Source organism: Pedobacter terrestris, from assembly GCF_052343045.1.
GTDB lineage: Bacteria > Bacteroidota > Bacteroidia > Sphingobacteriales > Sphingobacteriaceae > Pedobacter.
Map to the genome: position 1 here is coordinate 1,946,622 of NZ_CP180264.1, position 13,057 is coordinate 1,959,678.

Annotated in this window: 9 protein-coding genes; 3 read left to right on the forward strand and 6 right to left on the reverse strand. The window is 38.2% G+C overall.

The window, feature by feature from the left end; genetic code table 11:
* Positions 1-7 precede the first annotated feature (7 nt).
* From ACJVDH_RS08410 to ACJVDH_RS08435, 6 genes are all read right to left on the reverse strand, one after another.
* Complete coding sequence (locus ACJVDH_RS08410) at positions 8-1,432, reverse strand: hypothetical protein (RefSeq protein WP_443947116.1); 1,425 nt, start codon at positions 1,430-1,432, stop codon at positions 8-10.
* 10 nt (positions 1,433-1,442) lie between these two features.
* A complete protein-coding gene (locus ACJVDH_RS08415; protein WP_443947117.1) occupies positions 1,443-4,637 on the reverse strand; it encodes a TonB-dependent receptor domain-containing protein in 3,195 nt (1,064 codons plus the stop codon).
* A gap of 130 nt (positions 4,638-4,767) precedes the next feature.
* Positions 4,768-5,730 (reverse strand): FecR family protein, encoded by a 963-nt coding sequence (locus ACJVDH_RS08420; RefSeq protein WP_443947118.1) that lies wholly within the window; start codon positions 5,728-5,730, stop codon positions 4,768-4,770.
* Between the two features lie 63 nt (positions 5,731-5,793).
* Positions 5,794-6,402 carry an RNA polymerase sigma factor gene (locus ACJVDH_RS08425; protein WP_443947119.1) on the reverse strand — a complete coding sequence of 203 codons (609 nt, stop codon included), beginning with the start codon at positions 6,400-6,402 and terminating at the stop codon, positions 5,794-5,796.
* A gap of 278 nt (positions 6,403-6,680) precedes the next feature.
* A complete protein-coding gene (locus ACJVDH_RS08430; RefSeq protein WP_443947120.1) occupies positions 6,681-7,706 on the reverse strand; it encodes a threonine aldolase family protein in 1,026 nt (341 codons plus the stop codon).
* 204 nt (positions 7,707-7,910) lie between these two features.
* Positions 7,911-9,899 (reverse strand): PAS domain-containing sensor histidine kinase, encoded by a 1,989-nt coding sequence (locus ACJVDH_RS08435; protein WP_443947121.1) that lies wholly within the window; start codon positions 9,897-9,899, stop codon positions 7,911-7,913.
* Positions 9,900-10,674: 775 nt separating this feature from the next.
* Between ACJVDH_RS08435 and ACJVDH_RS08440 the strand changes: the two genes are divergently transcribed.
* The 3 genes from ACJVDH_RS08440 (at position 10,675) to ACJVDH_RS08450 (ending at position 12,937) form a co-directional block, all read left to right on the forward strand.
* Positions 10,675-11,418, forward strand: coding sequence for a hypothetical protein (locus tag ACJVDH_RS08440; RefSeq protein ID WP_443947122.1), 744 nt, complete (start codon positions 10,675-10,677; stop codon positions 11,416-11,418).
* A 197-nt stretch (positions 11,419-11,615) separates the two neighbouring features.
* The gene (locus tag ACJVDH_RS08445) at positions 11,616-12,491 is read left to right on the forward strand and encodes an alpha/beta hydrolase family protein (protein ID WP_443947123.1); all 876 of its coding nucleotides are present in this window, start codon (positions 11,616-11,618) and stop codon (positions 12,489-12,491) included.
* Between the two features lie 164 nt (positions 12,492-12,655).
* A complete protein-coding gene (locus ACJVDH_RS08450) occupies positions 12,656-12,937 on the forward strand; it encodes a hypothetical protein (protein WP_443947124.1) in 282 nt (93 codons plus the stop codon).
* Positions 12,938-13,057: the final 120 nt, after the last annotated feature.

A 13,057-nucleotide genomic window follows, 5' to 3' on the forward strand; every position in this document is an offset into this window, starting at 1 on the left:
TAGGAAATTAATTTATGAAAGGGAAAATTTCTTTTGCTGTTTTATTAGCTACCAGAACTTTGTTCATGTCGTATCTCATTGTTACTACACCAGTTACTGTGTTATTCGTAAAATCATCCATTCCTCTGTTTAATGGAATGAAAGATGGAATTTGAGCCACCAAATCGCTGGATTTTATGTTTGCATTATTAAGCTGTTCTGTTTGAGAAACCGGAAGTTTGATTCCTAAATCTGTCATTCTTCTGCCTTCTGCCATAAAAATTTCCTGGCGCATTCTGTATACCAAATACAATAAAGCATCTTGTGTAGTCGCAGCGTCTAAATCTGTTGCAGTTACCTTAGTGCCAGAAATGGTTGCCATTGTAATGTTGCCTGCTTTTCTGTTTAAAACGTAACCTTCGCGTTCTATGCTGGTTTCATCAAATTTAACTTTCACAGCTGTAAGCGGATAATCGGTTCTGTTGCCACCATTGCGCGTTTCATTCACATCACTAAACGTTGCTGTTGGACGTTTGGCAATTACATCTGTTAACAGATTTTTTAAGGTTGTTCGTGCGCCAGTCAAATCATTTGCAGAAAGCTGAACTTCTGCAACAATTAAATAAGCCTCTTCCCCTTTAATGTAACTGATTGGTTTTTGATCTAATGCGATGGTTCCGGTGTGGTAATATTTTGGATCCAGAAAATCCAGACGTGGTAATGGTGCAAACTCATTCGTTGTAGAAGAAAACAAATACGTTTGAAGTGTATTGGCTGCGCTGTTCTGGCCATCAAACACCTGTTGTTTTAACAACAAAGGTGTTGTCATGGCGGCAGTAGCAAATGCTCTTGCCTGTGTAGCATCGCCAAGGTTGTAATATATTCTCGCTTTTAACAAAGTGTAAGCTTGTTTTTCAGTCGCATTTGTTTGTAAAGCCAGGGCTTGATCAAGCGCTGAAATTGCCATTGCATAATGTTGTGCCGGAGTTAATGCAGCACCTTTGGCTGCGCCTGGCAAAGTAACAAACAACTCGCCACTAAGTACGTGTGCGTATGCATTTATAAAATACATTTCTGCTTTCTGAAGGGCTGTAGTAGATTTATCTGCTTCTACGACGGTGGTTAAACCGTATTCAGACATTTCTCTCAATCTTTGTATTGCAGATTGAATGGTATTCACATCCAAATCAAAATTATCAATTTGCGGAATATCGAATACTTTATTGCTAAGCGTTCTGTTGTTGAAGTAGTTGTCTGATATGATTTCTGTATTGACTACAACCTGATTCAGCGTTAAGGCCATTTGCCTTTTCATTCCTGTTAACCACGTTGTAGATACATTGGTGGTGGTTAAATAAACCTCATCTGTAATGTTTGGGTTATCTTTTGCACAACCCGCAAGCGCAACTGTGGTTACAGTGGCAATAAAAATGTTTTTTATATATGTTTTCATCTGTTTATCGTTAAAAATTTACTCTGAGTGAACCAACAAATTGTCTTGGAGATGAGTAGGTAGAGTAGGAGATACCGCCAGTTGTTGCACCGTTCTGGCCTTGCGAACTTCCGCTGGTAGTTGCTTCAGGATCAAAACTTGATGTCGCGAAATTCAGCGGATTTACTACAGAAAAGCCTACGTTAATGCTTTTTACAACATTTTTCCAAGAAGCAGGTTTAAAATTGTAGCCAACACCAATTGTTCTGATTTTGATGTAATCGGTTTTTTCTACAAACATGTTGGTAATGTCTAACCAGCGTGTTCTTCCGCTTTTATCGATTTCTGCCTGAGGGATTCCTTCTGTAGATGTGCCGTAGTTGAACCTGAATTGTCTATCAAAAGAAATGGCATATGCGCCTTTTTGATAATCTGCATTGGCGAAGAAATTGAACGACTTATACTGAAGATTTACGCCCATGCTGCCAAAAAGATCTGGCACAGTTGTACCCAGATTTTGCTGAGCCGTTGTACTTTCCAACAATCCCTGATCATTAAATACACCATAATTACCTCTGATAAAACCAATCGGGTAACCTTCTTGCACAACAGTCTGAACCGTTCTTGCGCTAAAACCATTGATGTTAAATGCAGCTGCACCACCAGAGCTCACTACTTTATTGTATAAGGTGTTCACGGATAAGTTAAATCTTAAGCTCGTACTTGCGGTTTGAATTGGCGTAAGTACGGTGTTAAATTCTAAACCACGGTTTAAGATGCGGCCAATGTTTTGAAGCTGACTGGTTTCGCCTGTTGATGGCGCCGGTGGAACCACAAAAAGCGCATCTTTTGTAATGGAATGATAGAAACCCGCAGATACAATAATGCGGTCTTTGAGAAAACCAAGATCGATTCCGGCCTCAATTGTACTGGTTTTTTCTGGTTTTAAATCTGCGTTTCCAGCCTGCCCGAATGATGCGGCCTGCTCGCCATTAAAACCTATAAATGATACGGTTCGCTCATTTGCAAATGGGGTGGGAAAGTTTCCGGCAATACCGTAATTGCCACGAATTTTTGCAGAAGAAACGACATTAGAAATTGATTTAAAGTATGGCTCTGCGCTTGGGATATAAGATAAACCAACTTTAGGATAATACTGAATACCAATGTTTTTACCAAAAGCAGAGTTTCCATCGCCACGTAAACCCAAATCTAAAAACAACTTGTTTTTGTAGCCGGCATTTTCCTGGACATAAATACCATAACTGGTTACCGCCAGGTAATATTCATCGCCGGTACGTGTAGCTGCAATGCTGATCGTTTGCGCGCCATCTCTAATGTTTGTACCTGTATATTGGATTTGGTGATCTTCATTTCTGAACAATTGACCGCCTGCGGTGGTGATAAAAGAAAAATCGCCAACTTTAGCTTCGTGCTGTCCGTTAAATTCAAAAGTTAAACCCAGATAATTTCTATCGTAATTGTCAATACTGCCCTGATTGGTCACAACGGTATTGGTTGTATGTGATAAATATTGATTTGTAGTGATTATTTGTTGTCTTTGTGTGCGGTAATCTATACCACCGGTTGCTTTAAACGTAAGGTTTTTTAAAGGCTGGTATTTGAAAACCTGAGAAGTCTGGAATCTGTTTACATTGATGCCGTTGTTTTGCAGTGCCTCGGCCTGGTCTACATATGCTTTTATCGCGGCATACTCATCGTTTGTCATTGCATCAAGATCACTTTTAAATCTTGGTCCGGTGATAGAAGATGCACCACTTTCAGCAAACCATAAACCCGTATAACCGCCTTGGTTTCCGTTTCTGCTGCGTTTGTATTTATTGTTAATGAAACTGAAAGAACTTTCATAGTTCACTTTTGAACCTAAAGAAGCCCTTAATCCGGTACGCAAATCAATTCTCTGGTTGCTGTTTTGGTCATAAATCTGCGTGCCCGTACTGTTTTGGTAACCGCCAGAGAAACTATAGCCAAATTTTCCGTCACCACCGTTTAAGGCCAGGTTGTGTTTTTGATAAAAACCATCCTGCATCAATAAATCTTTAGTGCGTTTAAAATGCAGAAAATCTGTAGTTGGTGTTTCTTTACCCAGTTGGGTTTCATAGGTAATATCTGTTTTATCGGCACCACCTTTTTTTGTAATAATCTGGATTACACCGTTTGCTGCATCAGAGCCGTATAAAGTAGTTGCTGCACCACCGTTTACAAATTCTATTTTCTCGATGTTATCCATAGGAATATCTGCTATAGAGCTAATTGCCGCGCCAGATGCGCTTCCACCGCCTAGTGCTGCTCTAGTGTTCAAATTGTCCATCCGCACACCATCAACATAAATAATCGGCGTAGAACTGATAAATGCAGAATTTACACCTCTTGATCTAATGATCGAGGTAGCGCCGGCTTGTCCACCGGTTAAACGAATCTGCGCATTAGGTAATTTTGCCTGTAAAAGCTGATCAATTCTGGATGCAGGGATATCGCGTAAATCTTTTTCAGAAATGCTTACAACGTTTGATGATAATCTTCTTTTGCTCACATCAATACCTTGTCCGGTAACCACCACCTCATCTAAGCCTAGAAGATCTTCATCCAGTTGGATGTTAATGGTTACGGCCGGTGTATTTCTGGAAACATTAAACTCCCTGGTTTTGAAACCAACGGAGCGTGCTTCTACAATTACATCTTCCTTATCCGTTGGTACGTTAAGTTTATAATTTCCTTTATTATCACTTTGCGTTACGGCAGAAGTACCTTTTATGCGAATGCTTACGCCCGGAAGCGTTTCGCCTGTGCGTTTATCGGTTACCGTTCCGCTTACCGTCATTGATGGCAAAACTTTTTTGGGGTTTATCAGAATGTATTTGTCACTAATCTGGCTTACACTAACATTGGCGTTTTTTGTAAGCTGGTTTAGAATGCTGGCAACAGATTCCTGTTTTGCTTCTATAGTATATGTTTCATTATCGGCTGGACCATAATTTTCATAACCAAATACAAAAGGTGATTTCTTTTCAATGAGTTCGAGCACTTTTCTCATCGAGAGTTTTTTCACAGAGAGGTCTATTTTTACTTCATTCATAGATTGCCCGGCGCTCGTTCCGGCGTAAAGCAATGCATTTGAAAGAAAAATTAAAAGGAGTGTTAGCTTCATTTTTAAGTTAAAGAATGACCACTTAGGGTGTTTGTAACCCAGGTAATATTTTTGCATATTTGAATAAGTTTTTAATGTTTTTGAAGAATTTCATTGGAAATGATGAGCATTGCTGCAATGCTCATGTAAAGCCGAAAGTGTTAGCGCATTTCCGGCTTTTTTGTATCAATTTATTTTACATATCTTATTATTTTATAGTAATTTGATTGCTTTGGTACGTAAATTTTCTTTTGGTAAGCCGCGATAAAATTTCCATTATCTGGTTGGCTGGTTCCCGGTTAAAGCGAATGGTATAGCGTTTGCCAGTATCAAGCTGGGTGTCAAAATGTACAGTTATATGGTAGTAGCGTTGCAACTGTTTTGCAATTTCTGTTAAATTCGCATTGTCTATATACAGTTTGCTATCTCTCCAGGGCGATATATAATCGCTTCGTTCAATTTTTAATGCAACAGTTTCGGTTTTTTTGTTGAAAGAAAGTACATTTCCTCTGGTTAATCCGGAAGCCAAAACCTTGTTATTCTTTGCAACCTTGACTTTTCCCGTTAATACGGAAATTTTAATGTGCGCCATTTCATCATAGGCATTGACGTTGAATGACGTACCCAGAACCTGAGTTTTTAAAATACCGGAACGGATAACAAATGGATGTTTTTTATCTTTTGCTACTGCAAAAAAGGCCTCGCCTTTTAAAGAAACTTCACGTATACTATCGCCAAATTCTTTTGAAACGGTAAGTTCACTGCCCACATTGAGCAAAATTTTGGAACCATCTTTTAACGTAATCTCTTTTGCGGCTTTATCATTTGAACGGAAAACAATTTCGTGGTTGTTTTTTGCAGGAGCTAAGAAAAATTTTCGGCTGTTGACACCAACGCCAATAAGTAAAAGAAAAATGGCCGCGTATTTAAGGTAAGTGAACTGGCGTTCATGTTTCTTTTTATCAAATACTTTACGCAATAAATGCTGTTTGATGCTAATAGAAAGCGCATTTTTATGGGTTTCATCTGCTAATGCGGGAACACTGTTATCATTAGTGCCAAGGTTTTCGTACCAAAGATTAACGGCCGCTTGCTCCTCAGGCGTAGCCTCGTTTTTAATGTACTTTTTGAGTACGGTTTTTAATGCAGTTTGTTTGTTTTTCTGTGACATTGTTATTATAGATATCACGAAAAAGCGCGGTGGTACTTTAAGCCAATGTTACTAAAATATCAATTATTTGTGGTGTAAATTGGCGCTTATAGCAATAATAAGAGAGAGTGCTGCTTCTGAGTTGTATTTGCCTAATTTGTACCGGATGATATTTAAGGCGCTGGTAATATTGTTTTTAACGGTTTGCTCTGATATTGAAAGCCTCATGGCAATTTCGCGCACAGAAAGTTCTTGTTCCCGGCTTAAGCGATAAGGTGTTTGCAATCGCTCTGGCAAACTGTTGATTTCTTTATCTAAAAAATCTCTCAATTCACCAACCATAATGCCTTCATCTGTTTTTACCCCAGAAGATATGTTGATCGCCTTTAAAAGCTCGGGCGCTTCAGAAATGGAAATGCCGGGGCGGGAGAAACGATTGATAATGGCATATTTTGCGGCCATAAAAATGTATGGCGCCAAGCTATCCTTATCATCTGTTGAAATGGTTTTCCGGTTTTTCCATAAACCTAAAAAAATATCCTGAACAATATCTTTCGCATCGTCCTCATGTTTAATCTTGATAAAGATATGGCGGTACAACGCTTCCCAGTACCGATCTATGAGTTGGGTATAAGCCATATGATTATCGGCTTTTACCAGATTGAACAAAGTACTATCAGACAAGGGATTCATATTCTGTAGCGAAAGTACAGGCGGCCTTTAAACTTTATGTTAACTTAAAGTGAAGTGTGTTATGGAGAATCAGATTTGTATGTTAGTTACGACAAAATATTGCTTTTTTGATTGATAGCCGTTAGTTCTACCTATATAATCCTTGGATTCAAAACCCTATTTGCTGATTACAGTTCATTACAGAACTAGCGCAGATGCGTGTTGAGTATGCCCCAGTTCTGTTTCATCGCGTTTATTTTAATCTGACAGCAATTATTTCTTGCGATGGATAAAATAAATTAATAGCCCATTAAATCATTGATAAATTCATCAACCTGGCGTTCGTCTGTCGCCCATGATGTAATTAATCTAATCGCCGAATGGTTTTCATCTATATCTTTCCACACGTAAAAAATATATTTTTCGCTTAATTTTTGGATAATTTCTTTAGGGAAAATTGGAAACAGTTGGTTGGTTGTAGAATCTGTTAAGAAAGAGAAACCTTTCTCTTTTACCCCGGCAGCGATTTTCATGGCCATTGTATTGGCATGTTTGGCCAAAATGAAGTACAGATCGTCTTTAAATAATTCCAGAAACTGAATGGCCAATACGCGCCCTTTTGCCAGCATGGCACCTTTTTGTTTTATGGCAAACTCAAATTCTAATGCCAGATTGGACTGGTTAAAAACAATTGCTTCGCCAAGTAATCCACCGTTTTTGGTTGCTCCAATATAAAATACATCCGTTAGGCGAGAAATATCAGGCAACGTTAAATCGCTATTGTGTGCCGTTATTCCGTGGCCCAGTCTTGCTCCGTCCAAATACAAAAGCAAATCGTTAGACCTGCAAAATTTAGAAAGATCTGCCAGTTCAGTTTTTGTGTAAATGGTACCAATTTCAGTAGAGTTTGAAATAAAAACTACTCTTGGTTTTACCACATGCGGTTTAAGACTGTATTCAATCAATGTTTTTTGCAAATCTATCGGGCGCAGTTTACCATCGTTGGTATCTACAGCAATAACTTTGTGTCCGGTTGCTTCAATTGCGCCAGTTTCATTTGACGAAATATGGCCGGTTTTGGCACTTATAACTGCTTCATGCACGCGCAATAAAAAGGAAATCGCAATCAGATTGGTTTGTGTACCGCCAGAAAGAAAATGGATTACGGCTTCAGGATTTTCGATTTTCTCTTTAATTAATGCTTTTGCCTGCACAGAATATTCATCATCGCCATAACCCAATTGCTGTGTCAGGTTCGTTTCTATCATTTTATTCAGGATGTTTGGATGTGCACCTTCTGAATAGTCATTTTTAAAGTTATACATTAATTTAACTTCTAATATTTTGGGGATTACGAAATAATAATTTAATTGGGAGCGGTAGGTTTTTAACTTTGAGGTTTATACAAAGTTATGAAGCTGTTTGATACACAATATAATTTGGGCTTTATCAGAGCAATTCATAAAGTATTGTTCTGATAGGCAATAGTGTTTATTTTTTTACTTGCTTAATACATCCCTTCAACCAATTTAAGGCATTGGAATTGTAAAACTAAAAACAGACCCTTTGCCTTGTTCGCTTTCTGCCCAGATCTGTCCACCATGTCGCGTGATGATTTCTTTGCAGATGTATAATCCGATACCGAAACCGGCTATCGTATTCAACATGCTGTCATCAGCTCTAAAGTAGCGATCAAAAACTTTATTCAGGTCCTGTTTTGAGATGCCCATTCCACGATCTTTAACAGAAATTTGAGCAATCTGATGATCGGATGTACAGGCAACGTTGATTAAACTTCCGGCAGGAGAATATTTTACAGCATTAGAGATGAAATTGTGAACCACATGCGCAATTTTTTCCTGATCGCCATTAATTTTAGCACTTTCAACCGGCGCAAATATAATTTGATGACTGGAAATGGTAGCTTCAGTTTCTTCTCTAACCGTTCGCATTAAATCTGCGAGATCAAAACGCTCATGCTGGATGTTGATCTTACCGGATTCCAATCTGGAGAGGTTTAAAAATCCATTAATCATTGCAGTCATTTTTTCTACCTGAAGGTTTGCTTTAACCAGTGCACCTTTTAACAATTCATCCTGAGAGGATTTTAATTTCAAAAGTACTACCTGTACATAGGCTTTCATAGAAGTGAGTGGCGTTTTTAACTCATGACTTACCATAGCAATAAAGTCATTTTTTCTAAGCTCGTCGTTTTTCTGTTCCGTAATATCCATTAAAAGACCTGTAAAAATAGAAAATGAGCCATCATCATTTGCTTTTAGATTTCCCACTGCTCTTACCCATCTAAATTTATTGTCGTGCAAGCCAATAACTGAACAGGTTACATCATAATCTCCATTATTGTACATTGCATTTTCTAACAATCGCGTTATCATAGGTCGTTGTTCCTCAACAACACGAGCGAGCGCATCATCAAGCGTTGGTTCTTCATGCTGGAAAAAACCCAGAAGTTGTTTTACGCGGGCATCGGTTACGAATTTTCTGGTCTCAGGGTGAATATACCAGGTTCCAAAACTTGCCGCATCTATGGCCTGACGTAAAATTAATTCGGAACTTAAAATCTGTTGTCGGGCTTCTTGAAGTTGCTGATTTAAAGATTGTAGCTGTTCATTCGTACTTAAAAGCTCTTCATTAGATGCAGCCAATTCTTCTACTGTGGATTGCAATTCTTCTGAAGTATTCTGAAGGTTTTCCTGAATGTTTTTTAAATCAGTTACATCGCGTGTAGTTCCTGCAATCCCTTCAACCTGGCCATCTGAGTTGAAGACCGGCGTAAAAATATAATCATAAATCCTTCTGCCAAATTCAGCATGTTGGAAGGAAACTTCACCGCGAATGGGTTTCCGGGTTCGTACAACCTGGTCAATCTCCCGTTCATGCATAGTGGCGTGCCAAGGTTCATAGCCATTTTCTAAAAGACTTTTACCAATGGATTCTTCTGCAGTTTTGCCCCACATGGCCAAAAGCGCTTCGTTTGCATATGTGAAACGGTAATTTAAATCGAATAAATACATTAAATCTGGCGTGCCAGATGTGATGGTTTCATAATTTCTTTTTTGCTCCATGGCCAGTTTTCTGGATTCTTGGAGCGCCAGTTCTGCTTCTTTGCGTGCAGTAATATCACTTGCTGTACCTAGCCATTCCAAAATTTCACCCTGATCATCTTTAATTGGAACTGCTTTTGAGAAGGTCCAGCCAACAGAGCCATTTGCTTGGTTTACACGATGTTCTAGTGCAAATATTGCTTTGTGTTCAATAGCTATTTGAATGGCCTCATTAACCAAATCCATATCGCCAGCGAAAACATTAATTTCTTTCCAACCCACAACAGGTTGGTTGGCATCGTGTAAAAATCCGCGGCCATCAAGTTCCTGCATCACTTCCCAATCGGCACTAAGCCTGTATACTACGTCAGAAGTAGCCAACGCCAAAGCATGAAAGCGTTGCTCTGTGGTAACATTTTGGGTATTATTTGAGGGATTTGGTTTTGATGCCATGTATTGCAGTTGCTGAAAATTAATAAGGTGTTAAAAAACATCGACAAGTTACGATTTGTTCCATTAACCATAGCTGTAATGTTTCAACTACAAGAATTGATTTTTGTTTCTTTTAACACGGCCTTGAAAAAATTAAACTTCAATTATTAACATCAAAGATGATTTTAGTAGAAATTGTTCAAAGAATCAATTTTATTTTGAGCAGAAAATTGATGTATTGTAGCTTATACGGTTGTGATATTTTTAATCTTTCGTAAATGGAAACCTTAATTAATTTTCTCTTGCAATTCGAAGACCTTAACAAACAACAAATTGAGCTCATTTTAAGTAAAGGCACCTTATTAGCGTTAAAAAAGACGAATATTTTATAGAGGCAGGCAAGGTACCTAAACACACCTGATTTGTAATTGAAGGCATATTTCGGGTATGTTATTACAATAATAAAGGGGAAGAAGTTACCAATTATTTTATAGACGAAAATAACTTCATGGCAGATAACGAAAAATTTAAGTCGCAAATGTAGACTTCAGAATATATACAGGCGGTTACAGATTGTAAAGTTCTCGTTTCAATAAAAGAGATTGGGATGAAGCTGCTAATCAGGTAATTTCAGCTCAATACGAAGAAGCTTTGACCATGTTCGGTACGGGTGAATTATTAGTTGACGAAACACAATATTCAGATCAATTGACTTAGGCACTAGCAAAACTACTGCCTTTTTTATGCGGTTTAATACACCAATATGTTCATGAAATAATCTGCTTAGATTTGCTTAATGAAAACGACACCTCTTCTTACAATTAAAATTTTTGTTTTTCTATGCTTGCTGATTTCACCTTTCGCGGGACGTAGTGCCGCTTATTGGATGGAAATTAGAGGAGACAAAAAATTAAACAGTCGGGTTACCATTCAGGTTATTTATGGAAATATTGATGAATCCGGAGTGCGGCACAGAATTACCGGAACTGAGTTGGTATTGGCAGGAGATTTTCGTTTTTCTGTGATTACACCTGACGGGCGTAAAGAAAACCTTAAACTAAGAAAAAAAGAAGATTGCTGGGAAACGTCTTTTGTAAGCAAGCAAACAGGTTCTTATCGGATTGTGGGCATAAACGATACGCATCCGGTAGTAGACCGTTCTGCAACTGGCGGAGAAAATATTTTGCCGGTTGATTATTTGTGCGGAGAATTTACAATTGGCGATAAACAAAAATTAGCGGGGCAACCGCAAGAATTTTTAGATCTTATTGCCATGAAAATAGGTAGTCGTGTTTCTTTTAAAGCCTTTAGAAATGGCGAGAGTGAGCATGCAGGAACGAATATTCGGGTTTTTAATCCCGATAACTGGGAGAAAACGCTGGTATTGGATAAAAATGGGGAAGCCGGTTTTACGGCCACAACAAAGGGGATGTACAATATTCGCTTGGATTGGATAGAGAAAAAATCCGGAAATTTCAAAGGCGTAAATTATACAAGCGTTCGCCATAGATGCAACAATTGTGTTTTTGTTGAAGAATAAATTGATACATACTGCATGTCTTGAATTATTTCTATTCCGTTTTTTGACCAGTAGATGCCAGATCTTTTTATTTTCTGCAAGTAGGAAAACCAGAAAAAATATCAAAATTGTGCGTTTGTCCCTTTTTTTTAACCATCTGTCACATTTAAAGATCCGGCAGTTTTAACAGCACTATATTTCCTTAAATTTAAAGAAAAATGAAAGGATATTTTTTACTGTGTTTTAATTTTTTGAGTATCACGTTATTTGCTCAAAAAGAAACCAAAAGCGATTTTCAAGGTTCATATTCCATGCAAAATGTAAGTTTTGTGCGCGATGGTACAACATTAGCGGGCACAATCTTCACTCCAAAAAATCCGGGCGCAGCAGTTGTTCTGGTGCACGGTTCAGGTCAAGAAAAACGAATGGTAAACTTTGCTGCAACGCTTGCTCGTGCAGGCATTGCAGTGTTTACCTATGATAAAAGAGGGGTTGGCGAATCTACAGGGAAGTACTCAGGGCCAGAAGTTGGCACCAATAACATTGATTCTGCAAATTTGAATACCTTGGCTTTAGATGCCAGTGCCGCAGTAAATTTCCTTTCCTCACATCTTCGGATAAAAAAAATTCCTATTGGCTTGCTTGGTTTTAGTCAGGCCGGCTGGATTATTCCACTTGCTGCGGAGCAAAATAACCGAATTGAATACATGGTTTTATTCAGCGGCCCGGTAGTGAATACGCTGCAACAGCTTCGTTTCCAGTTTTACACACAGGGAAATTCGAAATTTTGGGAAACACACACCGAAAGAGATGCAAGAGAACATGTACAAAATGATCCAGATCGTTTTGTTTTTACTCCGGTAGATCCAAATCTGTCGCTGGCAAATTTAAGTATTCCCGGAATTTGGATTTTTGGCGGACAAGACATTCAGATTCCAACGGGTTTATCCATAGAAAATCTCAATCTCCTAAAATCAAAAGGCAAAAATTATCAATACCTTATGTTTCCGGAACTTGGGCACAATACGTCATCACCAAAATCTGCAGAACCAATTGGAACAGCAATCCGCTGGATGATCAACAGATCTAAATAAAAACTATTTTTTATCGCGATAGCGTCATCAAGTAAAAAAAGAAAAAAAATAGAAAATCGTGGGGTATTTTTCGGGCGGTTATTGTCTGTACTAATATAAACCTTGCGGCAATCGGTAATGCCGCAAGAGATTGAAGTATATTCACAACAATTAACAATTAAACCATGTTAAAGAAAACCATTTTTCTAGGTGCCATTACCTTATTTGCTTCGCAGATTGCAATGGGCCAAGGAATACAACATTTTTCCATCACACCGCAAAAAGCCGTTGCCGGAGAGAAGATTCAAATTGCTTACAACCCAAAAGCAACTGTACTTGAGGGCAAGAAAAAAGTAAGTGCAACTGTTTTTCAGTTTCGCAATTATGCCTGGAGTAAACAGGAATACGTAGTTTACTACATATATTTATGTTTTACTATAATTTATGTGTGGCAAGTCTGTAATTAATACATTATATTTTGACTACAGATTTCCTTCAGGATTTTCTTTTAAACTTGTATAAAATAATGGGGATACAAAATTTCCAGCAAAACCAAATATCGAAAGTTACAGTTTGGCTCAAATGTT